At 70.5% G+C, this 25,151-nt stretch carries 18 protein-coding genes; 10 read left to right on the forward strand and 8 right to left on the reverse strand.

What is annotated here, in order from left to right; translation table 11 throughout:
- Positions 1–12: 12 nt before the first annotated feature.
- The 3 genes from NR798_RS45380 to NR798_RS45390 form a co-directional block, all read right to left on the reverse strand.
- Positions 13–2,511: a PAS domain S-box protein gene (locus tag NR798_RS45380; RefSeq protein WP_375768874.1), complete on the reverse strand. Its 2,499-nt coding sequence runs from the start codon at positions 2,509–2,511 to the stop codon at positions 13–15.
- Positions 2,512–2,690: 179 nt separating this feature from the next.
- The gene (locus tag NR798_RS45385; protein WP_375768875.1) at positions 2,691–3,119 is read right to left on the reverse strand and encodes a hypothetical protein; all 429 of its coding nucleotides are present in this window, start codon (positions 3,117–3,119) and stop codon (positions 2,691–2,693) included.
- A gap of 81 nt (positions 3,120–3,200) precedes the next feature.
- The gene (locus tag NR798_RS45390; protein ID WP_375768876.1) at positions 3,201–4,346 is read right to left on the reverse strand and encodes an acyl-CoA dehydrogenase family protein; all 1,146 of its coding nucleotides are present in this window, start codon (positions 4,344–4,346) and stop codon (positions 3,201–3,203) included.
- 213 nt (positions 4,347–4,559) lie between these two features.
- On the opposite strand from NR798_RS45390, the gene NR798_RS45395 reads away from it, so the two are divergent.
- A complete protein-coding gene (locus tag NR798_RS45395) occupies positions 4,560–5,330 on the forward strand; it encodes a type 1 glutamine amidotransferase domain-containing protein (RefSeq protein WP_375768877.1) in 771 nt (256 codons plus the stop codon).
- Positions 5,331–5,333: 3 nt separating this feature from the next.
- Here the strand turns inward: NR798_RS45395 and NR798_RS45400 are convergent, their stop codons facing one another.
- Entirely contained in the window at positions 5,334–6,257 is a 924-nt protein-coding gene (locus tag NR798_RS45400; protein ID WP_375768878.1) for a LysR family transcriptional regulator, read from the reverse strand.
- A 100-nt stretch (positions 6,258–6,357) separates the two neighbouring features.
- Here NR798_RS45400 and NR798_RS45405 point away from each other — a divergent pair, with 100 nt between their 5' ends.
- On the forward strand, positions 6,358–7,005 hold the full coding sequence (locus NR798_RS45405) for an NADPH-dependent F420 reductase (RefSeq protein WP_375768879.1): 648 nt from the start codon (positions 6,358–6,360) through the stop codon (positions 7,003–7,005).
- A gap of 12 nt (positions 7,006–7,017) precedes the next feature.
- Here the strand turns inward: NR798_RS45405 and NR798_RS45410 are convergent, their stop codons facing one another.
- Together NR798_RS45410 and NR798_RS45415 are read right to left on the reverse strand one after the other, a co-directional pair.
- A complete protein-coding gene (locus NR798_RS45410) occupies positions 7,018–7,650 on the reverse strand; it encodes an RNA polymerase sigma factor (RefSeq protein WP_375768880.1) in 633 nt (210 codons plus the stop codon).
- Positions 7,651–7,698: 48 nt separating this feature from the next.
- Complete coding sequence (locus tag NR798_RS45415; RefSeq protein ID WP_375768881.1) at positions 7,699–11,733, reverse strand: protein kinase; 4,035 nt, start codon at positions 11,731–11,733, stop codon at positions 7,699–7,701.
- Positions 11,734–12,198: 465 nt separating this feature from the next.
- Between NR798_RS45415 and NR798_RS45420 the strand changes: the two genes are divergently transcribed.
- The 5 genes from NR798_RS45420 to NR798_RS45440 are packed head-to-tail and all read left to right on the forward strand — an operon-like array spanning position 12,199 to position 18,202.
- Positions 12,199–13,491 carry a hypothetical protein gene (locus NR798_RS45420; protein ID WP_375768882.1) on the forward strand — a complete coding sequence of 431 codons (1,293 nt, stop codon included), beginning with the start codon at positions 12,199–12,201 and terminating at the stop codon, positions 13,489–13,491.
- The gene (locus tag NR798_RS45425; RefSeq protein ID WP_375768883.1) at positions 13,473–15,002 is read left to right on the forward strand and encodes a Dyp-type peroxidase; all 1,530 of its coding nucleotides are present in this window, start codon (positions 13,473–13,475) and stop codon (positions 15,000–15,002) included. The genes NR798_RS45420 and NR798_RS45425 overlap by 19 nt, the downstream gene beginning before the upstream one ends.
- Positions 14,999–16,213: a cytochrome P450 gene (locus NR798_RS45430; protein ID WP_375768884.1), complete on the forward strand. Its 1,215-nt coding sequence runs from the start codon at positions 14,999–15,001 to the stop codon at positions 16,211–16,213. The genes NR798_RS45425 and NR798_RS45430 overlap by 4 nt, the downstream gene beginning before the upstream one ends.
- 58 nt (positions 16,214–16,271) lie before the next feature.
- Positions 16,272–17,735, forward strand: coding sequence for a DUF2380 domain-containing protein (locus tag NR798_RS45435; RefSeq protein ID WP_375768885.1), 1,464 nt, complete (start codon positions 16,272–16,274; stop codon positions 17,733–17,735).
- Positions 17,732–18,202 (forward strand): NUDIX hydrolase, encoded by a 471-nt coding sequence (locus NR798_RS45440; protein ID WP_375768886.1) that lies wholly within the window; start codon positions 17,732–17,734, stop codon positions 18,200–18,202. Before NR798_RS45435 ends, NR798_RS45440 begins: the two co-directional genes overlap by 4 nt.
- Before the next feature lie 20 nt (positions 18,203–18,222).
- Here NR798_RS45440 and NR798_RS45445 read toward each other — a convergent pair whose 3' ends face one another.
- The gene (locus tag NR798_RS45445; RefSeq protein ID WP_375768887.1) at positions 18,223–18,756 is read right to left on the reverse strand and encodes a WbuC family cupin fold metalloprotein; all 534 of its coding nucleotides are present in this window, start codon (positions 18,754–18,756) and stop codon (positions 18,223–18,225) included.
- Positions 18,757–18,813: 57 nt separating this feature from the next.
- On the reverse strand, positions 18,814–22,905 hold the full coding sequence (locus NR798_RS45450) for a protein kinase (protein WP_375768888.1): 4,092 nt from the start codon (positions 22,903–22,905) through the stop codon (positions 18,814–18,816).
- Positions 22,906–23,228: 323 nt separating this feature from the next.
- Between NR798_RS45450 and NR798_RS45455 the strand changes: the two genes are divergently transcribed.
- The 3 genes from NR798_RS45455 (at position 23,229) to NR798_RS45465 (ending at position 25,088) form a co-directional block, all read left to right on the forward strand.
- Complete coding sequence (locus NR798_RS45455; protein WP_375768889.1) at positions 23,229–23,684, forward strand: response regulator; 456 nt, start codon at positions 23,229–23,231, stop codon at positions 23,682–23,684.
- A 99-nt stretch (positions 23,685–23,783) separates the two neighbouring features.
- The gene (locus NR798_RS45460; protein ID WP_375768890.1) at positions 23,784–24,341 is read left to right on the forward strand and encodes an RNA polymerase sigma factor; all 558 of its coding nucleotides are present in this window, start codon (positions 23,784–23,786) and stop codon (positions 24,339–24,341) included.
- A 99-nt stretch (positions 24,342–24,440) separates the two neighbouring features.
- Positions 24,441–25,088, forward strand: coding sequence for a DoxX family protein (locus NR798_RS45465; RefSeq protein ID WP_375768891.1), 648 nt, complete (start codon positions 24,441–24,443; stop codon positions 25,086–25,088).
- The last annotated feature ends 63 nt before the right edge of the window (positions 25,089–25,151 follow it).

Genomic DNA, 25,151 nt, shown 5'->3' on the forward strand with positions numbered 1-25,151 from the left:
CCTCCTCGCAACCTAGGAATGAAGCGGCTCGGGCTCCCGCTGGGATGAGTAGGGGACGGAGAAGCAGAAGGTGCTTCCCTTGCCCTCCTCGCTCGACACCCGCATGGTGCCGCCGTGGTGGAAGATGATCTCCCGCGAGATGTAGAGGCCCACGCCCATGCCGCCCCGGTCGTGCGGCGTGCCCGAGTGGGCGCGGTAGAAGCGCTCGAAGAGCCGGGCCTGGCGCTCGTGGGGAATGCCGATGCCCTCGTCGCTCACGCACACCTCCACCTCGCGCTCGTGGAGCGCCAGCCGCACATCCACGCGCCCGCCGGAGGGTGAGTAGCGCATGGCGTTGTCCAGCAGCACCACGAGCACCTGCCGCAGCCGGCCGCGGTCTCCCCGGATGATGACGGCGTCCCCCGGCTGCACGGAGAAGCGGTGCTGGGTGCTCTGGGCGGCCATGTTCGCCACCGTCTCCTCGGCCAGCTCGCGCAGGTCCAACGGCTCCTCAGTCAGCTTCAGCTGGCCCAGGTGCAGCTGCGAGACATCCAGCAGCTCGCGCACGATGCGGTCGATGCGGTCGGCGCCCCGGTTGATGGCATCGAGCATCTTGCGGTACGTGGCCGGCGTGGGCTCGGATTTGAGCGCGAGCTGGGCATAGGACTTCATGATGGCCACGGGCGTCTTCAGCTCGTGGGCGGCCACGCGGACGAACTCGTCCTTGAGGTGGTCCAACTCCACCATCTCGGTGACGTCGCGGGCCACGGACACGGCGCCGGTGATGCGGCCGTGCTCGTCGCGGATGGGGGCGGCGTTGGCGCGCAGGTGCAGGGTGCGGCGCCGCTCGGGCGAGGGGAAGCTCAGGTCCGCGTCCACGACGACGTTGCCGCGCAGCGCCCGGCGCAGGGGCATCTCCTCCAGCCGCGCCACCCGCTCCCCGCCCAGCCGCACGCCACGCTGCTCGAGGTCGCTGTCGGTGACCTGGACGCCCTCGGAGCCCACCTCGCCGAAGAACTGGCGCCCGGCCTTGTTCACGAAGGTGATGCGGCCCACCCCGTCGCTCACCACCACGCTGTCCACCATGTTGTCGATGGTGGCCTGCAGCTCCGCGCCCCGCTGCTGCACCTGCGCGAGCAGCCGGCTCCGCTCCTCCTCGGCGCGATGGCGCTCGGTGATGTCGGCCAGGAAGAGGTAGCGCACGGGCAGGCCCCCGCACTGGACGACGGTGGTGGAGAGCTCCACCGGAAGCGCCTCCCCGTCGCGCCGCCGCGCCGTCGTGCAGATGCGCTGGTGGGAGGTCACCGCCCCGCCCCGCTCCAGCAACCGCTGCAGCTCCGGGCCGAGCAGCACCTCGAAGGCCGGGCGGCCCACCGCCTCCTCCTTCGTCCAGCCGAAGAGGCGCTCGGCCTGCGCGTTCCAATCGGAGATGCGCTGCTGCGCGTCCACGGCGACGACGGCATCGAGCGACGTCTCCAGCACCTCGCGCAGCCGGTGCTCGCTGCGCACGAGGATGCCATGGAGCCGGCGGCGCTCCTCGAGCGCGAAGGACAGCTGGCGCACGCGCAGGGTGCGGTGGACGAGGAAGGGCACGGCCAGCAGCACGGCCCAGACCGCCACGCCCAGCAGGAGGATGGCCAGCCGGAAGCGCTCGAGGCTGGCGAACAGGGAGGCCTCCGCGCTGGAGATGTGGACGGTCCACCCCGACTCGCCGACCTCCACGTCGGTGGTGTGCCGGGGCCCGGGCGTCTGCCTGGCCTCGTACTGGAGCGCGTCCGCGAGCGTGAGCTCCCCCAGCGACTTCACCGGGCGCCCCTGCTGGCGGACCCACGCGAGCAGCGGCTCCTGGCCAGCATGGGCGAAGAGCCGGCCCCCGGGGGTGGTGACGTAGAGGAGCTCCTCCCCATTGGGAGGATTCGCCTGCTGGAGGAGGCCGTGAATCTGGGGAATGAAGACATCCACGGCGATCACCCCCACCAGCCTTCCCGAGGCCTCCGTCAGGGCCCGCGCGTGGACGCGGTAGATGGAGTCCTGCACCTGATGGGGCTCCGGGAAGACGGGCGCCCCCTGTCCCTTCAGGGCCTGCTGATACCAGCGTTGCTCGCGGGGCTCTTCCCGCTGGGCTTCCCGCGCATCGGAGACGACGACGGCGGCCTTGCCGGGCTCGACCCGGTGGGCGTAGGGAGCCGGGGCGGGCCCGTCACCGGGGAAGGCCGAGGGCTCGAACCAGACCCCGAGCCCGTGGATGGCCTCCGAGGGAGCCGAGGTGAGCAGCGCCTGGAGGAGCCGCTCCACCTCGGCCGCGTCCCTCACGGGGGCCACGACGGCGGCGGTCGATTCGGCGACCAGGCCGGTGTAGGCGATGCCGGGCTTGAGCAGGAAGGCGATCTCCTTGGCCCGGAGCAACTGCCGCAGCAAGGCCTCGTCCTCCAGGCGCTGGCGGGTCATCGAGTAGAAGGCCACCAGTCCCGCGGTGAAGGCAGCCCCGAGGAGCAGGAGGAGAAGCACGAGGGACTTGAAGGGCAGCTTCATGGTGGCTCTTGGGGAACACGTGTGCTCCCCGCTCCCCGCCGGCCATCACCCCCGGAGGCCAGCGACTGCCATCTGGCTCACATCCCACGGGAGCGGCCAGCCGCCGGTCCGGACGCGAAGGCGAGCAACTGGTCCAACAGTCGGACCACCTGGAGCCCTCCGCCGCCGGAAGGGCCCGCTCAGGCCACCTTGCCGAGCCGCTCCGCGCGCACCCGGGCCACCAGCTCGAGCGCCTGGGCTTGCGAGGCGACGAAGTGGACCTTGGCCAGCGCGCTCGCATCCGTGCGCCCGGCCAGGTGCGCCGCGAGGGCAATCCCCTTGGACACGGCCCGGTGCAGCAGCCGCGCGCCGATGTAGATGGTGCCGAGAATCCACTCCGGCTGGATGTGCTGGCTGAGGTAGCGCCCGCCCTGCACATCCAACGTGGTGGCCTCGCTCAAGTCCCCCACGATGAGGAGGGGCCGCTGCTGGCCCAGCTCCCGGTAGATCTCCACCAACTGGATGGCGTCTTCCAGCGAGGCCCGGCCCCGGGTGTGGACCCAGACGAGCTCGGGCGGCTCGAAACGGACCGTGGTGCTTCCAACCTTCCACTCGCGCGGCTCGGACATGAGCCCCGCCCGATAACGGACGGGGCCCCGGATGGCGAGGCCTTCCGCCGCACCTGTGCTGCGCTCAACGTTCCCGGGCGCCTACAGCCCCAGCTGCTTCGCGATGATGACCTTCATGATTTCATTGGTGCCCGCGTAGATGCGCTGCACCCGGGCGTCCATGAAGGCGCGGCTGATGGGGTACTCCAGCATGTAGCCGTAGCCGCCGAAGAACTGCAGGCACTCGTCGACCACCTTGCTGAGCATCTCCGTCTGCCAGAGCTTGGCCATGGAGCACTCCTTCACCAGGTACTCCCCCGCCACGTGCTCGGCGAGCAGCCGGTCCATGAAGGTCCGGCCCACCTCGACCTGCGTCGCGCACTCCGCCAGCTTGAACTGCGTGTTCTGGAACTTGCCGATGGGCTTGCCGAACGCCTTGCGCTCCTGGACGTAGGCCAGCGTGTCCTCCAGCACCTGCTCGGCCGAGGCCTGCGCCATCGCCGCCACCACCAGCCGCTCCTGCTGCAGCTTCTTCATCAACTGCAGGAAGCCCTCGCCCTCCTCGCCCAGGCGGTTGGCCGCCGGCACCCGGCAGTCCTCGAAGACGAGCTCCGAGGTGTCCTGCGCCGCCATGCCCATCTTCTTGAGCTTCTTGCCCTTGGAGAACCCGGGCGTGCCCGCCTCCACCACGAAGAGGGAGATGCCCTGGTGCGCGTTCTTCGGATCCGGATCCGTCTTGGCCGCCACCACGCACACGTCGCAGAGGATGCCGTTGGAGATGAACGTCTTGGCGCCGTTGATGACGTAGAAGTCCCCGTCGCGCACCGCGGTGGTGCTCAGGGCCGCCAGGTCCGAGCCCGTGCCCGGCTCCGTCATCGCCACCGCCGCCACGGCCTCGCCCGAGGCCAGCTTGGGCAGCCAGCGCTTCTTCTGCGCGTCGTTGCCGAACTCGTGGATGTAGGGCACCACCACGTCCGAGTGCAGCGGCATGGCCAGGCCGGACTCGTAGATGCGCGCCAGCTCCTCCATCACCACCACCGAGTGCAGGAAGTCGCCGCCGGCGCCGCCGTACTCCGGCGCCAGCCAGGGACAGAGGAAGCCCGCCTCGCCCGCCTTGCGCCACACCTCCCGGTCGACGATGCCCACCTCGCTCCACCGCTCCTGGTGCGGCTTCACCTCGCGCTCGAGGAACTGGCGGAACGACTGGCGGAACTGCTCATGGTCCTCGCGGAAGAGCTTCCTCTGCACCTGGGTGGCCTCCGGGCATTGCGGGCCTCGTGCCCGCGCTGGGTGGCGGATGCTCCCCCGGGATTGACGCGGAAATCAACCCGGGGCCTCGCGAGGAATGCTGCACGGCATGCAGCATTGGGCTGCGGAATCGTACTTTGATTCACATCCCCCTCCGGCCTTATCCATGGCCTCGCACGCGGCGGAGCCCTCCGCCCCAGCAGGAGCCAGACCATGAGCCTGAAGGACTCGAACGTTTCCAACCCGAAGAAGAAGAAGCGCGTGGCCATCGTCCTCTCCAACCCGGCCACCTCCCCCGTCACCGGCTGGCCGGTGGGCTTCTGGTGGAGCGAGTTGACCCACCCCTACTACGTGCTGACGGAGAAGGGCTACGAGGTGGAGCTCTTCAGCCCCCAGGGCGGCAAGTGCGAGGCGGACGCGATGAGTGACCCCCGCGACCCGAGCGGCTACTCCTCGAGCGACCTCATCAGCATGGGCTTCATCGCGACGCCCGCGCTCGCCGGGCTGGTGGAGCGCACCCAGAAGGTGTCGGAGCTGGACGTGGCGAAGTTCGACGCCCTCATCGTCGCGGGCGGGCAGGCGCCGATGGTCACCTTCGAGGGCGCCACGGCGCTGCACCAGAAGTTCGTCGAGTTCTACGAGGCGGGGAAGATCGCCTGCGCGCTGTGCCACGGTGTCGCCGTGCTGCGCTACGCCCGGCTGAGCAACGGGGAGCTGCTCGCCAAGGGGAAGACCGTCACGGGTTTCGCCAACGTGGAGGAGGACTTCGCCGACAACGCCGTCTGGAGCATGAACCTGCTGCCCAAGGGCAAGCACCTCATGCCCTGGCGCATCGAGGACGAGCTGAAGCGGCTGGGCGCCAACTACGTCCAAGCGGGCCTGTGGCGGGGCTTCGCCATCCGGGATGGCAACCTCATCACCGGACAGCAGAACTTCTCGGGCTCGGAGACGGCCGAGCTGATCGCCGCCACGCTCGGCACCTGAGCCTCAGGCCGGGGAGGAGCGCAGGCGCGGCAGCTCCGAGGCCACCCGCGCCGTGAGCCCGCGCAGCCAGACGTGCGCGGGCTCACCGTCCAGCCGGCGGTGCCAGATCTGCGTCAGCGTGTACTCGTTGGGGACGGGTGATTCGAGCACGCGCAGGTGCAGCAGGGGCGCCAGCGACTCGGCGATGCGGGCCGACATGGTGACGACGTAGTCCGACTGGGCCACCAGGAAGGGGGCGGCGAGGAAGGTGCCCACCGTGCGCGCCACCCGCCGCTTCAGGCCTCGCTCCGCCAGCAGCGTGTCCACCCGCGACGTGAGCGTGCCGCGCGGGGCCACGAGGATGTGCTCGAGCTCCGCGAAGCGCTTGAGCGTCAGGGGCCGGGCGAGCACCGGGTGCCCCTCGCGCACGAGCGTGACGAACCGGTCCTTGAAGAGCGCCTCGCTGGCGATGTCGTCGGGCAGCTCGGGAAACACCCCGAAGGCCAGGTCCGCCCGGTTCCCGCGCAGCTCCTCCACCGCGTCCGGCCCGATAGGGCGGCTGTGGAGGACGACCTTCGGGGCCTGGTTCCCAAGGTGGGGATCCAACCGCCGCAGCAGCACGAACTCGATGTGATCCGTGGTGAGCAGGCGGAAGGTGCGCTCCAGCTTCGCCGGCAGGAAGGCCTCGGGCGGCTGGAGGATGCGCTCCATCTGCTCCATGAGCTGGCGCACCTGGGGCGCCAGCGCGGTGGCACGCGGCGTGAGCACCAGCTGGCGCCCGGCCCGGACGAGCAACGGATCTCCGAGCAGCTCGCGCAGCCGCGCCAGCGCATGGCTGGTGGCGGAAGGGCTGAGCGCGAGCCGCTTGGACGCGCGGCCGACGTGCCCCTCCTGGAGGAGCGCGTCCAGCACCACGAGGAGGTTCGTATCGATGGCCGGAAGCTGCATGGGATGCAGCCATCCTATGCCAACACTGCAGCCCACGGCATGTCCCCGGCGGCTACGGTGCGCGTGAAGGCAACACGGCAGGACACACAGGGAGCCAGACATGAGCCAGGGTTCGAAGATCGCCATCATCGGTGCCGGCAACGTGGGAACCAGCCTGGGCATCAACCTCGCCCGCCACGGCTACCCCCTGCGCTTCGGCGTGAGGGAGGGCGCGGACGTGAAGGAGGTGCTCGCGAAGTGCGAGGGCCGGGCCGAGGCGTCGAGTGTGTCCGCGGCGGCGCAGTGGGCGGACGTCATTTTCCTGGCGGTGCCGGCCGCGGCCGCCGAGGAGGCCGTGCGCGCCCTGGGCGAGGTGAAGGGCAAGGTGCTGGTGGACTGCACCAACCCGGTGGCCTGGGGCAACGACGGCCCGCGGCTGGCGCCCACGCCCCAGGGCTCGGTGGCGGCGGCGCTGGCCCAGGCCTTCCCGGGGCTGCGCGTGGTGAAGGGCTTCTCCACCTTTGGCGCCGAGTTCCACCTCGACCCGCGCGTGGGGGACACGTCCGTGGACGTGCAGCTCGCCGGGGACGACGCGGAGGCCAAGGCGCTGGTGTCGGCCATCGCCACGAAGGCGGGCTTCACCCCCATCGACGTGGGCCCGCTGCGCAACGCGGCGCTGCTGGAGAGCCTGGCCGTCTTGTGGATCCACCTCGCCATGAAGGGAGGCCAGGGCCGTCACGTGGCCTTCAAGCTGCTCAAGCGCGGCTGAGCGGGCCTCGCCCTACACGTGCGTGGAGGAGTCCTCCTCGGCGATGAGCCCTTCCTCCTGTGCGAGGGAGCGCAGGTGCGTCTTGATGCGCTGGAACTGCTGGCGCAGCGCGGCCGCCTTGCGCTTGAGCGTCGAGTCCGTCAGCGCCTCCTCGCCCTCCGACATCACCCGCGCCACCTCCTCCCACGACAGCCGCTGGTCCACCCGCAGCAGCAGCAACATGCGCTCCTGGGGATCCAGACTCTCGCGCAGCGCGCGGAAGCGCTCCTTCACCGAGGTGCGCTGCCAGGGCCGGGTCTCCGAGCGCGGCCGCTGCGCCTCCTCGGGGAGATCCGAGCGGGTCATCGGCTGCTCGCGCCCGGCCGGCGCGTGCATCACCTGGTAACACGCGTTGCGCGCCAGCCGGTACGCCCACGTCCGGAAGGAGCTCTCCCAACGGAAGCCCGGAAGTCCTCGCAGGAGGTTCTCGCTGAAGAGGCTGAACGCGTCCCGGCTGCGTTCATAGTCGTGGAGCACCGAGGCCATCAGCCGCATGATCTCCTGCCCGTAGCCCTCCAACGCCCGCTCCACCGCCGCGGCCAGGTCGCCCTTCCTGCACAACCCCTGGATGTCCTGCTCCAGCTTCTCGCGCTCTTCCAACTGCATGGTGGCTCTCCCTCGCTGCCTCTCGTTGTCCAACACTGCCCCGCCCCCTCAGACCGGCCCTGGAATCTGCGCCCCCACCCCCGGCGGCTCCAGGGCCCGCAGGGCATGCCGCTCGAACTCCCCGGCGCCCTGGGCCCGCGCGATGCGCACCGCCTCGAGGAGGCTGGCGTGGGCCCCCGCCTCGTCGCCCTGCGCCCGCAGCGCCTCGCCCCGGATGCGGTGCAGCTCGGCCTCGTAGGAGCGCTCGCCCACCGCCTCCTCCCACCGCATGCCCTCCTGCACCGCGAGCAGCGCCTCGCGAGACTGCCCCAGCCACAGGTGCACTTCGGCCAACATCCCGAGGTTGTGGGGCATGCCCGCGCGCAGGCCCGTCATCCGCCACCGCCCCAGCCACTCGCGCATCTGCGCCAGCCCCTGGGCGGGCTGCCCCAGCCGGGCCACGGCCCAGGCCCGCAACAGCCCGGACCACTCGATGAACAGCCGCAGCCAGTGCTCGCGCGCCAGGGCGTGGCACTGCTCGGCCAGCGCGAGCGTGCCCCGGGCGTCCCCCTGCACCTGGCACGAGAGGGCGGCGTAGTGCAGCACATAGGCCTGGGTGTTGGGATGGCCGATGCGCTCGGCCAGGGTCAGTGCCTCGCGGCGGTACTCGAGCGCTCGCTCCGGCTGGCCGAGCACCGCGTGGATGAGGGCCGCGTGGACGAGTGCCACCGCCGTCGGGTCCGTCCAGTGCCGCTCGGCCAGCTTCCGGTGCTCGTCCAGGGAGAAGTCCGAGCACGCCAGCGACCGCTCCACGTGCTCGCGCGCCTGCTCCTGCTGGCCCCAGGCGAAGAAATCGGCGGCCATCATCCGGTAGCCCAGGACGAGCAGCTCCTGGTTGTGCAGGCGCGAGCCCAGGTCCACCAGCTGCTCGGCCAGCTCGTGGGACAGGCGGTACTCGGCGCGGGCGAAGTAGTAGGCGAAGAGCCCCCAGGCGGGCACCTCCAGGCCCGGCAACGTGTCGCCCACGAGGCGGAAGAGCTCGCGCGCGCGGGTGTACGTCCGCTTCACCTCGGGGGAGCGGTAGCCCTGCAGCTGGGACAGGGGAATGCCCAGGGCCAGCAGGAGCTGCAGCTCCTGTTGCGTCCGCTGGGCGGCATCGGGCAGGGAGCGCAGCAGCTTGAGCGCGTATTGGAGGTGGCTCACCGCCTCCTGGTTGGCCGAGTGCAGGCTGGCGCGGATGCCGGCCTGCATCCAGTAGCGGATGGCCGGCTCGTACTCGCCCGCCTCGGTGTAGTGGTGGGCCAGCACCTCGGGCTGCGTCTCCAGCACCTCGGGGAACTGCTCCAGCAGCGCCTGGGCGATTCGCCGGTGGTGCTGGCGCCGGGTGCTGCGCAGCAACGACTGATAGGCCGCGTCCTGGAGCAGGGCGTGGCGGAACTGGTAGCCGGCGCCGTCCTCCTCCTCGCGCTGGAGCAGGCCCGAGGCCACCAGCGCCTCCAGGTCCGCGCGCAGCGAGGAGGCGGCGCGCCGCGTCAGCGTGGCCATCAGCGCATGCGAGAAGCTGCGCCCCACCACCGCGCATAGCTGGGCCAGCGCCTTCTGTCCGGGAGGCAGCATGTCCAGGCGGGCCAGCAGCAGCTCGTGCAGGGTGACGGGGATGGAAGGCATGGCGCCGCCTCCCGCCACCATGCGCGTCATCTCCTCCACGAAGAGGGGGATGCCGTCCGTCTTCTCCACCAACTGGCGCACCGTCTCGCGCGACAGCTCGTGTCCCCCGGCCGCGCCCTGCACCAGCGTGGCGGTGAGCCGGGCCGGCAGCCGCTCCAGGTTCACCCGGAGCAGCGGGCCCGCGGAGGGCCAGGTGTGCAGGAAGCCCGGGCGGGTGCTCAGCAGCACCAGGACGCGCGCCGTCTCCACCCGGGTGAGCAGGAAGCCGAGCAGCTCCAGCGTGGAGGGGTCCGCCCAGTGCAGGTCCTCCACCACGGCGAGCACCGGGCGCTCCCGGGCCATGCGCAGCAACAGCTCCGCCAGGGCCTCGAAGGTGCGCTCCTTCTGGCGCTCCGGCGACAACTGGAGGATGGGCAGGTTCTCCTTCACCGGCAGCGAGAGGAAGGCGGCGATGAGGGCCATGTGCTCCGGCCCCAGGCCCAACATCCCCTGGTGCGCCTCCAACCGGGCCAGGTTGTCGCCCGGCGAGCCCTCCGGGTCCAGGCGCAAGAGGTGCTGCAGCATCTTGATGATGGGGTGGAAGGCGCTGTTGGCGTACTGGCTCCAGCACTGGCAGCGCAGGCGGAGGCTGGTGGAGGCCGGCACCCGGAGGCGCACCTCCTGGAGGAGACGCGACTTGCCAATGCCCGCCTCGCCCGAGATGAGCACGAAGGAGCCCCGGCCCTCGCGGGCCCGCCCCCAGGCGGCGAGGACCTGGCGCAGTTCGGCTTCGCGGCCCACCAGCGGGGAGAGCACGCCGGTGGCCAGCGCCCGATCGAAGCGGAACACGGCCTTGCGCGGGTGCGTCACGTGCCAGGCCTCCACCTGCCGGGCGCCGCCCAGGCCCTCGAAGGTGCGCGTCCCGAGGGCCTCGGACTCGAAGGCCGCCTGCACCAGCGTGTGCGTGGCCTGACTGAGCACCACCGTGCCGGAGTCGGCCTGGCGCGCCAGCCACGAGGCGATGCGCGGGGCCTCGCCCTGGATGGTGGGCGTGCGCCCGCGCAGCTCCGGGAGGATGTCGTCGAACACCACCGTCTCGGTATGGATGCCCACCCGCACGGACAGCGAGCCCAGCGGGAGCAGGGGGAAGCGCTTGCGCAGCTCGTCCGGTAGTGAGCCGGCCAGGCGCATGCCGGCGATGACCGCGCGCTCCGAGTCCTCTTCCCGGGCCACCGGGTAGCCGAAGCAGGCCAGCACCTCGTCGCCCACGCAGGTGGTGATGGAGCCCCCGTGCCGCTGGATGACCTCCGAGCCGCGCTTCTGGAAGCCGGCCTCCAGCTCGCTGAAGTCCTCCGGGTCCAACGCCTGGGCGAGCCCCGTCAGGCCCACCAGCCGGCAGGACACCAGCGTCACCTGCCGGCGCTGGGGCGCCACCGCGCGCGGCTCCTCGCGCCAGGGCCCCAGCCGCTCCTCCACCCGGCGCAGGCCCTCGCGCAGTGCGGCGGCCGAGGCCAGGCGCGCCTGGGGCTCCTTGGCCAGGGCGGCGGCCACCAGCGCCGCCACCTCCTCGGGCACCTCCGGATGGCGGGCGCGGACGTCGAGCACGGGCTCGGGCGCCACCACCTGGGCGCGCAGCTCCTCCAGCGTGGCGCTCGGGTAGGGGAGCTCGCCAGTGAGCATCTCGTACAGCATGACGCCGGCGGACCAGATGTCCGTGCGCTCGTCCTGGGCCCCGCCGCGCCACTGCTCCGGGGACATATAGGGGGGCGTGCCCGCGGTGGGCAGGTAGGGCAGGGGCAAGCTGCTGGAGGACGACGCCAGCCAGGCGAGACCGAAGTCGAGCAGCTTCACCGTGCCCTGCCGGGTGATGAAGACGTTGCTGGGCTTGAGGTCGCGGTGGACGATGTGGCGGCCGTGCGCATGCGCCAGCCCGGAGGCCACCCCGCACATGATCTCCACCGAGCGCCGCACGCCCAGCCGCTGCTCGCGCTGGAGCAGCGCGGCGAGCGACTCCCCCTCCAGACACTCCATGACGAGGAAGGGAATGCGCGGCTCCCAGGGCTCGCCCACCCACTCGCCCACGTCGAAGATGCGGACGATGTTCTCGTGGTCGAGCTGCGCGATGGCGCGCGCCTCCTGGCGGAGCATGGAGATGAGCCTCTGCCCGCCCTTCCCCTCGTGCGGGAGGATGAACTTGAGGGCCACCTCGCGCTGCAGCTCCTCGTCGCGCGCACGGAACACCAGCCCCATGGCCCCGCCGCCCAGCTCCGAGATGATGTCGAAGCGGTGGCCGTCCAGCCCGCCCAGCCGCTCGCCGGGAGCCGGCTTGCGGAACGGCAGGGGCTCCTGGGCGACCTCCTTGAGGAAGGAATCGCCGAAGTCCGAGTCATCGGCGCGGGAACCGCCCGCCGGGGGCGGCTGTCCGTCCCTGGGGTTTTGACCGGTCTTCTCACGCATTCCCTGCTCCCCGGTCGACGGGCCCTCTCGATGCAAGGCCTTGCTGGATGAAGTTACGGGTCCCATGGTCACCGGGCAATGCAACGGGCCAGGAGGGCAGGTGCTCTGTCCTGGGCTGGCAGCTACCCCTCCCTGAAAGACAGACACCGTCCTCACGAATCGTTCAGTTGAAGCGTCCATGGAGGCGGAGACGGCCAGGCCGCGTTCGTGACGAGACGGAGTGACGGGGCTCCCCTCTCCGCTCGCTCGGCATCCAGGCGAAGCACCGCGAGGGCGCATGTCCCGGCGCGTCACACTTCGGGCGAGGCCCCTCCACCTTCGGGAGTCTGTCGTGGCACGGGAGAACCAGGCGTGACATTTCCTTTCATGAGACTCGTCTTCGAGGGGGCGGACGTGGAGGCGCGAGCGCCACGCCGCGTCACCTTGCGCGGCGTGAAACGCCCACTTCCGCGGAGCTCGCGGAGGGTGTCCCCCTCCAGCAAGGCCCTGACGCTCGTCACCCCCATCCAGCCCGGCAAGGTGAAGGAGCTGGATGCCTTGCTGAGTGAGATCGGCGAGGACATCACCAACAAGACCGGGCGCCACATCTCCTTCTCCCAGCTCACGACGGTGCACTTCCTGCGCTGGGTCATCCTCCCCGAGGACACGGAGGGAGCGCGGCACTACCCGCCGCAGCTCGCCTTCGAGAGCAACTACGATGGTCCCCTGGACGCGCACCTGGAGGAGCTCATCCGGGTGGGGGGACCGATGCTGGCGCGCATCTACGCCTCCTGCGCGGGCTGCCCCGACGACGTGGCGGGCAGCGTCGAGTCCTTCAAGCGCTTCCTGCTGCGCTACCAGCTCCCCGCCGCCGCCTTCTACCGGGGCTACCCGAATCACACCGTCCGGGACGTGCTCGACAACACCCTCGCGCGGCGGGCCATCCAGGACTTCCTCGACGACCCGAAGCGCGCGGCCACCCTGCGCGGCCTGAAGCCGGAGCAGCTGTGCGAGCAGCTCCAGAAGTACCTCGCCACCGTGCCCGGGTTGAAGCTGGAGCGCGCGTGTCCGCCCCCGCCCAGCCGCCTGGACCGCTTCGTGCGGCGCCTCATGGAGTCGACCCCCATCCAGCTGGCCGTGGGCATCCCCGTGGGGCTGCTGCTGCTGCCCGTGCTCGCGCCGGCGGTGCTGATGCTGATGTGGAAGGAAGCCCGGGACGAGGCGGAGCCCAAGACGGAGGACGTGGTGGACCCGCGCGTGGAGGGGCAGGAGGACTACAAGGTCCAGAACCAGCTCACCCACCTGGTGGAGGTCCGCCCGGGGTGGTTCCGCCAGCTCACGCTGCGCACGGTGCTGGGCGGCATCAACTTCCTGGCGCGCCACTACTACAACCAGGGCCACCTGGGGGGCATCCCCAGCATCCACTTCGCGCGCTGGGTCATCATCGACGGGGGCCGGCGCCTGCTCTTCTTCAGCAACTACGACGGGAGCTGGGAGCGCTACCTGGGTGACTTCATCGACCGGGCGGCCGTGGGGCTCACCGGCGTGTGGAGCAACACGCGCGGCTATCCGAAGACGCGGCTGCTCTTCGGCAAGGGCGCGACCCACGAGGAAGAGTTCAAGCAGTGGACGCGCGACCACCAGGTGTTCACCCAGGTCTGGTACAGCGCCCACGCCGACGAGAGCGTCCGCAACATCCTCCAGAACGTGGCGGTGTGCGCGCAGCTGAAGACCCAACTGAAATCCCAGGAGGCCGAGCAATGGCTGCTCAAACTATGACGTCTGGCTCCAGCACGGCGGCGGTGGTTCCAGGAGAGGCGCTCGAGTTCGACGACATCCAGGGGCTTGTCTTCTTCGGACACGGGCACCTGAAGTACTCGCGCTATGTCTTCCTCCGGGTGAAGGATGGCGCACGGGCGCGGGCGTGGCTGCGCACACTGGTGGAGCGCAAGGAAGTCACCACCGCGGCGGGCAAGCAGCAGCCCGGGCTCGCGGAGACCAAGGGCGAGCACGCGCTCCAGGTGGCCTTCACGGCCTCGGGGCTGGAGCAGCTCGGGCTGCCCTCGGAGGTGTTGACCAGCTTCCTGCAGGAGTTCCGCGAGGGCATGAGGGACAAGCGCCGCGCGCGCGTCCTGGGAGACACGGGCGGGAGCGCCCCGGAGAAGTGGCAGTTCGGCGGCACGGACGCGACGGTGCCCCACGTGGTGCTGGTGCTCTTCGGCCGGGATGACGCGGACCTGGACGTCTTCCATGCCTCGCACCGCGAGCGCTACCAGGAGGCCCTGGAGGAGGTGTTCATCCAGGACGCCGACATGCGCCAGGGAGACACGGAGCCGTTCGGCTTCCGCGACGGCATCTCCTTCCCCTACATCAAGGGCGTGCCCACCACGCGCACGTCGGAGGTGCTCGGGCTTCCCGTCAACGCGGGCGAGTTCATCCTCGGCTACCACAATGCCTATGGGCAGTATCCCTTCTCGCCCCGGGTGCCCCGGAGCCAGGATCCTCGCAACCTGCTGCCGGAGTTGCCACGCGCGCAGATGGTGCCCGGGGAGCCCAGGCCCAAGGACCTGGGCCGCAACGGCACCTACCTGGTGCTCCGCAAGCTGCGCCAGGACGTGGCGGGCTTCTGGAAGTTCATCGAGGAGAACAGCCGCGTTCCCGGCAAGAGCGCGGAGGAGAACGAGGCGAACAAGGAGCTGCTGGCCGCGAAGCTGATGGGCCGGTGGAAGAGTGGCGCGCCGCTGTCGCTGTGCCCCCTGAAGGATGACCCGAAGCAGGGAGAGGACCCCACGGTCAACAACCACTTCCAGTTCGGGGACGATCCGCACGGGATGAAGTGTCCCCTCAGCTCGCACGTGCGCCGCGCCAACCCCCGCGACACGCTCGTCGAGGACCCCAAGGAGTCCATCAAGCTGGGCTCCCGCCACCTCATCATCCGCCGCGGCCGGCCCTATCGCGACACGCTGCCCGGTGGAGGCGAGGAGCAGGGGCTCATGTTCGTGGCGCTCAACACCAACATCGGGCGCCAGTTCGAGTTCATCCAGCAGACGTGGATGAACAACCCCAAGTTCAACGACCTGTACGACAGCAAGGATCCCATCGCCGGCGACAACTACGACCCGGAGTACCCCGAGGATGATCCGAAGGACTACAGCGCCGTCGTCCCCGGTTTCCCGGCGCGCCAGCGCATCACCGGGCTGCCCCGCTTCGTGCACACGCGGGGCGGGGACTACTTCTTCCTGCCTGGCATTAAGGCGCTGCGGTACCTGAGCTCGGAGCGCGGGCGATGAGCTCCCGATTCGTCCGGTGGCTCACCGGGTCCGACGTGCAGCGGGCGGTGTTCGGGTTCCTGCGCAGACACCATCCCAACCTGGTGCTGGGCAAGCGGGTGGTGGTGACGCGGGCCGAGGACGTGAACGAGGTACTGAAGACGGACGCGGTCTTCGGTGTCACGGAGCTCTACGCCGAGCGCATGGAGCGGACCACCGGGCCCTTCTTCCTGGGCATGGAGAACACGCCCCAGTACCAGCGCGAGTCCTCCCTCGCGCGTAGGGCCGTGCGTCCGGAGGACCTGGAGCGCATCCGGACGATGGTGCGCGAGCACGCCGGGCAGCTCATCACCCAGGCCCGCACCACCGGGCGGCTCGACGTGGTGAACGGGCTCGCGCGCCCCGTCGCGGTGGGGATGGTGGACCGCTTCTTCGGAGTGCCGGGCCCGGACCCGGAGACGATGAAGCGGTGGATGCGCACCCTCTTCTGGGACATCTTCCTCAACCCGGGCAACGACGCGGACGTCACCGCGAGGGCGCGGGCGGCGAGCGCGGAGCTGAAGACATACATGGAAGGTCTCATCGCCCAGCGCAAGGCAGGGCTGGCCACCGAGGGCCGTGACGACTTCCTCACCCGGCTGCTGCGGATGCAGGAGGACGAGGCCACGCGGCTGGATGACGATGCGGTGAGGCGCAACGTGGGCGGCATCATCGTCGGCGCGGTGGACACCACGTCCAGGGCACTGGCGCAGCTCGTCAACGAGCTGCTGGAGCGCCCCGATGCACTGGGAGAGGCGCGAAGCGCGGCCCAGATGGGAGACACGGCGCGAGTGGCGGCGCACGCCTTCGAGGCGCTGCGCTTCGACCCGCACAACCCGCTCCTGATGCGCACGTGCCACGAGGACTACGTGCTCGCGCGGGGGACGGACCGGGAGGTGAGGATTCGCAAGGGCACGCTCATCATCGCCTCGACGATTTCAGCGATGTTCGATCCGGAGGTGATGCAGCACCCGGACGAGTTCCGGGTGGACCGTCCGCCCCAGGGCTACATGCACTTCGGCCGGGGACTGCACACGTGCTACGGGGAGCGCATCAACCACCTCGTCCTGCCCGAGTTGCTCGAAGGCCTGCTGCGCCTGCGCAACCTGCGGCGCGCGCCCGGCGGCGAGGGACGCATGAAATTCGAGGGACCCTTCCCGGACCGGCTGGTGGTGGAGTTCGACGCGGACTGAGAGGGAATAGCGTCAGGAGCGCCTCCTAGAATGGGAGTCATCCATTGGAGAGGCGCCGATGACTTCCACACTGGCTGTGCTCGCCCTGGCCCTGCTGTGCACTGGCTGCACGTCCTGGGCGCCATCACGTGGCCAGCGAATGAACCTGCGCTACACGCCACACGCGGCTGCCGCGCTCACGATGGCCTCCACACCGGAGCCCGAGGAGCCGCAGCGGCTGCACCACCGCCGGGACTCGCGGGACGCGGTGCCAGAGGTGGACACTGGCCACGCGGAGGAGACGGCGTGGGAGAGGACCCTGGCGTTTCGCGGTGCGCTCGACGACGTATCGGGCTCCTACCGCCGCCTCTCCGGGGAGCTCTCCCGGCTCGGGCAAAGCCATGGGGGCATCGCCGGCAAGGCCGCGGGCCTCTTCGTGCCCGATATCGAGTATGGCCAGAGCCAGCTGCGGTGGCTGGACGCCGAGCTTGCCGCCGCCACCCGGCTGGCCACCGCCGCCTCGCAGGTGGAGGACGCGGACATGCAGCTGGCCCTGCTGCGCCTGGCGGGCCCCCGGCTCGAGGCCGCCATGCTGGGCTCACTGATGCTGGCCGCCTGGGTGGACTTCCTCAACCTGCTCGATGTGGCGTTCAAGCATGGCTACAGGGCAGTGGAGACGCTGCTGATGGACATGGACCGCTGGCGCAAGAGGGTGGAGCCGGCCATGAGGGCACTGGCCTCGCGGGAGCCAGGGCAGGTGGAGGCGGCGGCCGAGGACATGCCCGCGCTGATGGGCTACCTGTCCGGCGAGTTCAACACGACGGCGGAGCGCCTCCACACGGGGCTGAAGAATGCCGAGAGGATGATGTTGCTGGCGCAGCTCGTGGAGATGGTGACGATGGTGTCGGCGATGAGGTTCTCGCTGCCCCCGATGCGGCCCTCGGCCCCGGCGACACTCGGGGTGGGCATGGTGGTGGGAGGCGACGGGGTGATGGTGGGCACGCGGCTGGTGGTGTCCGCCGAGTGGGTGGAGATGATGCGGCGGCTGGTGCGCGCGGGCATCCTCTCACTGCCCACCGTGAGCGCGGCGGTGCGGATTCAAGCCGGGCAGGTGATGATGGCCGGGGCGCACGGCGAGCTGCCGCGCGGCGTGCGCGAGGCACTCGGCGACGGGCCCGAGGTGCGGGGCATGCGCGTGACGGATAAAGCGGGGGCCGGCATGGCCGAACCACCGCGGCACCACGTCCTGCCCAAGGAGTTCCGCGAGTGGTTCGAGAAGCGCGGCTTCACCAGCGAGATGGACATCGACCAGTTCTGCGTCAGGCTGGAGCGAGCGCACCACGAGGCCATCCACGGTGGTGGCGATTGGAAGCTGGGGCGCACATGGCCGGGTGAATGGAACCGGATGATCATGAAGGCACTCCAGGACGCGGAGTCCAGGCTGGGCCGACTGTTGAAGCGGAACGAAGTGCTGGAAATCGTCGCGGAGCGGATGAAGGCGTACTACATCCCGATGAGTTTCATCCCGTGGGGTGGGCCATGAGCGACAGACATCCTTTTCAGGGCAACTGGGTGGCACGCCTGTACGAGCGTGTCCGCGAGCGCGGCTACGACTCGCTTACCGCCTTCGCCGAGGCGCGCCCTACCGCTTCACTGGTGGCGCTCGCCGAGGAGCTTGGCCCGGACGACCTCGCCGGAGTGCAGGTGTTCCGCGGACTGGTGGCCGAAGCAGAGCGGAACCACCAGGTCACGCGGCTGGTGCGCGGACAACTCGTGCGAGAACTGTGCGCGTGCCTCCCAAACGGCTGGCCGGCCGTGCTCGATGACGCGAACCGTTTCAAGGTCGCCAAGGCACTCGGGTTGTGGAGTTCCTTTACCCCAACAACCCATGAGGAGCGCGTCAGGAAAGCCGGAGATGCGCTCCTCGCGACTCCTCCACCGCCCGGTTGGCACCCGCTTGGCCCCGACGACGAGCTACTCCTCACACTCCTTCCCGACGAGGAAGTCTGAGCGGCTGGACTTCACCCTGTTCAGCGGCGCTCCGGATGCCTCCGCCGGAACTCCTCGCGCAGGGCCGCGAGGTAGCCCGTGGCCTCCGGCGAGCCCTCGGCGGGGGCCCAGGGGGCGAAGGTCTTATCATTGGCCGGGGCGTACGGCCCCGTCTTCACCTCGTAGATGAGGGTGTCCGGCGCCAGGGCCACCAGCCCATGGAAGATGCCCGGAGCCAGATCCACCCCGAATTGCTCTCCCCCCGCCTCCAATGACAGACAGTCGCGCACGCGCCCCTCCTCCTCGAAGGTGAAGAAGGCCAGCGCGCCACGCAGCACCACCCACGCCTCGGCCTTCGGCGGCTCCAGGTGCCGGTGCGGCCGCACGTAGCTGTCTGGCTGGATGACGTTGAACATCCGGTGCAGCAGGTCCGCGTCCTCCTTGTGGAAGGGCTGGATGATGCGCCGGCGGGGGCTCGTCCGGGAGGCCTCCGTCACCTCCTCCACCAGGGCGCGGGAGAGGACCACCAGCTCCCCCGCAGGGGCATCCAGGGCACGTCGGTAGGAAGCGCTCATGCCCCAGAGCCGAGCACAGGTTCGCTCCGCCAGCCAGCCCTGGACGCGCTCCTCCCTTCACGGGTGCTGCGAGTGAGACGCCTCCGCCGGCCCCAGACGGCGCAGGCTCGCCTGGGCCCGCTGCTCATAGGCCACCATCTCGTGCTCCTGCGCGAAACGGATGGCCTCGAGGAACGCCGCGCGGGCCTCGTCCTCGCGCCCGGCCAGCCGCAGCAGCTCGCCACGCACCCGGTGCAGCTCCGGCAGGTACGAATACTCCTCCGTCACCGCCGGCCACGTCAGCGCCTCGTCCACCGCGGCCAGCCCTTCCTGGGCCTGACCCAGCCTCAAATGGATATGGGCCAGCAATCCCAGGTTGTGGTGCATGCCCGCGATGATGCCCGAGCGCTGCCACTGCTCCAGCACCTGGCGCATCTGCACCAGGCCCTCCTGCGGACGCCCCAGCTCGGCCAGGGCCCAGCCCCGCATCGCCGAGGGCCACAGGTACCACAGCATGAAGCGGTGCTCGCGCGCGAGGGGGATGCACTGCTCGGCCAGCCCCAGCGTCGTGCGCGCGTCCCACCGCAGCTGGCTGGCGATGGCACAGTACGTCAGCGCGAGCGCCGTCGTGTGCGGGTGGCCGATGCGCCCGGCCAGCTCCAGCGCCTCGCGGGTGGAGCGCTCGGCCTGCTCCTCCTGTCCAGCCACCGAGAGCGGCAGCGTCGCGTAGGCCAGCGCCGCCACGCGCGGGTTGACCCACTGCCGGATGGCGAGCACCCGGTGCTGCGCGAGGTCCACCTCCGGAACCGACAGCGCCTGCTCCAGGTGCCGCAGCGAGTTGCCGACCTGCCCCCAGGTGAACAGGTCCGTGGCCATCATCCGGTGCCCCATGGAGAGCAGCTCCGGCTTGTGCTGGCGCTCGCCCAGGTCCACCAGCAGCTCGGCCACCTCGTGGGAGTCGTGCGATTTGCCGCGCGCGAAGTAGTAGGCGAAGGTGCCCCAGAAGCTCAGCTCCAGGCGCGGCAGCTCCTCGCCCACCTCGCGGATGAGGGCCTGCGCCCGCGTGTACGTGCGCTCCACCTCGGGCGAGCGGAAGCCCTGCACCTGCACCAGGGGCCAGCCCAGGGCCATGAGCAGCTGCAGCTCGTCCCGCGTGAGCGCCGGGGCCTCCGGGAGGCTGCGCAGCAGCTTCAGCGCCTGCGAGAGGTGGCTCACCGCTTCCTCGTTGGCCCAGCGCTGGCTGGCCCGCATTCCCGCCAGCTTCCAGTAGTGGATGGCCGGCTGCATCTCCCCGGCCTCGGTGTAGTGGTGGGCCAGCAGCTCCGGCCGCGTCTCGGCCACCTCGGGGAAGTGCACCGCCAGCGCCTGGGCGATGCGCTGGTGGTACTGCCGCCGCGCGCTGCGGGGCAGCGACTGGTAGGCGGCCTCCTGGATGAGGGCGTGGCGGAACTGGTAGCCGGGCTCGGCCTCGTCATCCCTTGCCTGGAGCAGCCCCGCGGCCCCCAGCCCCGCCAGGTCCCTGCGCAGCACGGTGCCCCGCAGGCCCGTCAGCTGGGCGAGCAGCGCGGAGGAGAAGCTGCGCCCCACCACCGCGCACAGCTGCGCCAGCTGCTTCTGCCGGCGCGGCAGCGAGTCCAGCCGGGCCAGCAGCAGCTCCTGCAAGGTGACGGGGATGGAGGCCGCCGCGCCGCCCTCCAGTATCACCCGCGTCATCTCCTCCACGAAGAGGGGGATGCCGTCCGTGCGCGCCACCAGCTGCGTCACCACCTCCGCGGGCAGCTCCTGCCCCCGCGTCACCTCCTTCACCAGCTGCTCGGTGCAGGCCGCCGGCAACCGCTCCAGGCCGATGCGCTGGAAGGCCGGGTGCTGGGCCCAGGGCGGGCGGAACTCGGGGCGGGCACTGAGGACGAAGAGCAGGCGCGCCCGCTCCACGAAGCCAATCAGGAAGCTGAGCAGCTGCAGCGTGGAGGGGTCCGCCCAGTGCAAGTCTTCCACCACCACCAGCACCGGGCGCTCGCCCGAGTTCTCCATCAGCAGGGTGGCCAGCGCCGCGAGCGTCTCGTCCTTCTGCCGCTGGGGGGTGAAGCGCAGGTGCGGGGAGTCCTCCCGCACGGGCAGCGACACCAGCGCGGCGAGCAGGCGCACCTGCATGGGCGTCAGGCCCTGCTTCTCCAGGTGCCGCTCCACCACGCGCAGGTTCTCCTGCGGCGAGCGCTCCGGGCTCAACCACATGCGCTGCAGCGTCTCGATGACGGGGTGCAGGGCGCTGGTGCTGAACTGGTGCCAGCACTGGAGCCGCAGCAGGATGGGCTTCTCCGGCAGCACGCGCTCTCGCAGCTCCTGGATGAGGCGGGACTTGCCGATGCCGGCCTCGCCGCACAGGAGCACATAGCCGCCATGCCCCTCGCGGGCCCGCCGCCAGGCCTCGAGCAACCGTCCCAGCTCCTCCTCACGGCCCACCAGCGGGCTCAGCTCGCCCGTGGGCAGGCGGGTGCCGGCCGCGCGCGAGCGGCCCAGCACGCGGTGCACCTCGAAGGTGCGCCGCCCGTCGAAGGCCCGGGCACCGAGCGGCTGGGTGTCGAAGGCGCGCCGCACCAGGCTGTGCGTGCTGGGGCCCACCACCACCGCGTCCGGCCCGGCCTGGCGCGCCAGCCACGAGGCGATGCGCGGGGCCTCGCCCTGGATGGTGGGGGTGTGCCCGCGCAGCTCCGGGAGGATGTCGTCCAGCACCACCTGGTCCGTGTCGATGCCCACCTGCACGGCCAGCTCCGCGTTCGTCCCCGGCGGCAACCGCGCCTGGAGCGCCGCGAGCACCGCCGGGGGCAAGTCCAGGCCCGCGCGCACCGCGCACTCCGCGTCCCCCTCCTTCGCCACCGGGTAGCCGAAGCACGCCAGCACCTCGTCACCCAGGCACAGGGTGATGAAGCCCCCATGGCTCTGGATGCCTTCCGAGGCCGCGCGGTGGAAGGCCGCCTCCAGCTCGCCGAAGTCCTCGGGATCCAACTCCTCCGCCAGCGCGCTCAGCCCCGCCACCCGGCAATACAGCAGCGTCACCTGCCGGCGCTGCGGCGCCGTCGAGCGCTGCGGCCCCCGGCCCGGCCTCAGGTTCTCCTCCAGCTCGCGCAGCTCCTCGCGCAGCTCCTCCGCCGACATCACCCGCTTGTCGGGGTCCTTCTCCAGCAGCACGGACAGCAGCGACTCCAGCTCCCAGGGCAGCTCCGGGTTGCGCTCGCGCACCGGCGGCACCGGCTCCGGGGAGAGCACCTGGACGCGCAGCTCCGCCGGCATGAGGTGCGGATAGGGCAGCTCTCCGGTGAGCAGCTCGTACAGCATGACGCCCGCGGCCCAGATGTCGGTGCGCGCGTCCACCTTCTCGCCGCGCCACTGCTCCGGGGCCATATAGGGAGGCGTGCCCGCCGTGGGCAGCTCCGGCTGCTCGGAGGCGAGGCCCGGCGCGGGCGCCAACCACGCCAGGCCGAAGTCGAGCAACTTCACCGTGCCCTGCTTGGTGATGAAGACATTGCTGGGCTTGAGGTCGCGGTGGATGATGTGGTGCTCGTGCGCGTGCGCCAGCCCCGCGGCCACGTCGCGCATGACCTCCAGCGTGCGCCGCAGCGTCAGCCGGCGCTCCCGGCGCACCAGGTCCAGGAGCGACTCACCGCCCAGACATTCCATGACGAGGAAGGGGACGGTGGGCTCGCCCGGTCCGCCGCTCCACTCGGACACGTCGAAGATGCGGACGATGTTCTCGTGGTCCAGCCGTGCGATGGCCCGGGCCTCCCGCAGGCCCATGCCCGCCAGCTCCTCCCGGGGGAAGAGGAACTTGAGGGCCACCACGCGCTGCAGCTCCTCGTCATGGGCCCGGAAGACCTGGCCCATGGCGCCCTCGCCCAGCGACTCGATGATCTCGAACCGGCGCCCGTCCGCGCCTCCCAGCCGCTCTCCGGGCATGATCTTCCGGAAGCGCGTGGGCAGGTCAGCGCTCGCCACCTCCTTCAGCAAGCGCTCGAAGTCGGAGTCGTCCTCGAACTCCAAGCCGTCTTCGAACCCGAGCTCGTCGTCGAACCCGAGCTCGTCGTCGAACCCGAGCTCGCGCTCTAGGCCGGCTTCGGCGTCCTCCCCATGGGGAGCCACCGGCCCCTGGCCGTTCTGCTCGCCGCTGCGTCCCATGGTCTTCCCCCCCGCCCCTCGAAGCAAAACTAGGGGCGCCCGGGAAGGGGGGCAATGAGCCCACCCAGCAGGGAGGGGTAGACGTCACCTTTCCGCTGTCATTCCCGCCCGGCAGGCTGGCCCCGGCGGCGCGTCCAGCAACGGAGCGAGCGAGCCCTTCCCGGCGGCATGTGGCCATCTCGAGAAACGCGCACCAAATCAAACACATCACACCAGAGAGACGTGGACTCCACCGGTAAGAGAAGCGGGAAACCGGAGCTCCCTCTCTGGAAGAAGCCCGGACCGCTCTCTACCCCCTGCCGAGGAAAGGAACAGGACACGTCATGAGCACCATTCTTCTTGTTGATGACGAACCCGAGCTCCTCGACCTCTACACGGAGGTGCTGGAGCTGATGGACCATCGCGTGCTGCGTGCACATGATGGAAGGGAGGCGCTGGAGATCGCCCAGGAGCGGCGGCCGGACCTCGTGGTGACGGACTGGCAGATGCCCCGGATGAGCGGGGTGGAGCTGTGCCAGCGGCTCGTCCAGGACGAGCACCTGCGCGATGTCCCCATCATCATGCACAGCGCGGCGACGGACCCGCACGCCCCCGGGGTGAAGGCCTTTCTCTCCAAGTGCTCGGAGCTGAGCGAGTTTGAAGAGGTGGTCAACCAGACGCTCATCGCGTCGGGCGTGTACCCGCGGGGGCCGCCACGGGGGCCGTACCTGGACGAGCTCTCGGGCTCCTCGCGGGAGACGGCCTGGGAGTGCGAGCACGCGTGCTCGATGGGCCAGTGAGGCCCGGATAGAGCGGGTGACCGAGCGGGCCGGGAGAGAAATCTCCTGGCCCGCGTGCTTTTCGCGCCCGGGCCCCCTCTATCCGCGCAGGAGGCCAACATGGCACGCACCGACGCTGGAGACCGCCGCGAGTTCTCGGACCTCATCGCTCCGCACCGGGCCCTGTTGATGGGGCTGGCGCACAAGCTCTGCCGCAACGGCGGGGTGGAGCCCGAGGACCTGGTGCAGGACACGTTGGAGCGCGCGCTGCTGCACTTCGAGTCGTTGCGCGGCTGGAGTGCCAACACGCGCCGCGCCTGGTTGTGCACCACGCTCCAGCGGCGATTCCTCGACCATTGCCGGCGCCAGCGCACCGAGAACAACGAGGGGCCGCACCTGGAGCTGTTGCACGCCCCCGTCCTCGTGCGCGAGCCGCGGCAGTGGCACTCCTGGGAGCACGTGTCCGAGGAGGAGCTGCACGAGGCCATCGCCTGTCTGCGCTCTCCGTTGCGCGAGGCCTTCGAGCTGCACACCGCGGGGCTGCGCTACAAGACCATCGCGGAAAAGCTCGGCACCACGCCGGGGACGGTGGGCTTCTGGCTGCACCAGGCCCGGCTCGAGCTGAGGTCCCTGCTGCGGCCGCTGGCCAGCGCGCGCTCGGAGGAGCTCGCGGCCTGAAAAGGCAGACAAAAAGCCCGCACAAGAATTCCGACACCGTGCGTCATGACAACGGCCCGGCGCCACTCCACGAAGCACTCAGCCCAAAGACAGACACCCATGAATCCCAACCTGCGTCAGACGAACCCGGTGGTCCCGATGCTGTCGTCCGCCTCCCCCTCCCCCGGGGGCCGCCAGAGCTGGCGCCCCCGCCTCGTGAACGCGCTGGCCACGCACCCGCGGCGCAACCACTGGCTGGAGCGTGTCCCCGAGACTCCCGGCCGCTACCAGGTGCGCGGCGTGACGGGCGTCATCTTCATACTCTTCGGACTGATGAAGGCCTTCGACTTCACGCTACCCATCCTCGTGGGCGCGCCCGGGCTGCGGGTGAACACGGGCGTGGAGGGCTTCGCGCAGTTGCTCGCCGGCCTCGGCATGCCCTTCCCCTTGTTCAACGCGGCGATGGTCATCGCGATGGAGGTGGTGCTCGGCCTGGGGCTCATCCTCGGGGCGTGGACACCGGCGACGCGGCTCATCACCCGCCTGTGCGCCCTTCCGCTCGCGGGCGACATGATGGTGGCGCTGCTGGTGGGCATCCGCCAGGTGCAGGGCAACCCGGTGATGATCGACGGGCACCCCATCATGAATCAGTTCTGGCGGCTGCCGGTGGAGTTGGGCCTGCTGGCCGGAATGCTCTACCTGCTGTGGAAGCCCGCGGCCCAGGCGGTGGCGCCGCGGCTGATGCCGGTGCCCGTCCGCGAGGGCTGAGCAGCGGCCGGGCGGGCACTCTGAGCCCCGCTGGATGGGCCTCGGGGACAGGCCGGTGTCCGC

Source organism: Archangium gephyra, assembly GCF_042230915.1.
Taxonomy (GTDB): domain Bacteria; phylum Myxococcota; class Myxococcia; order Myxococcales; family Myxococcaceae; genus Archangium; species Archangium gephyra_B.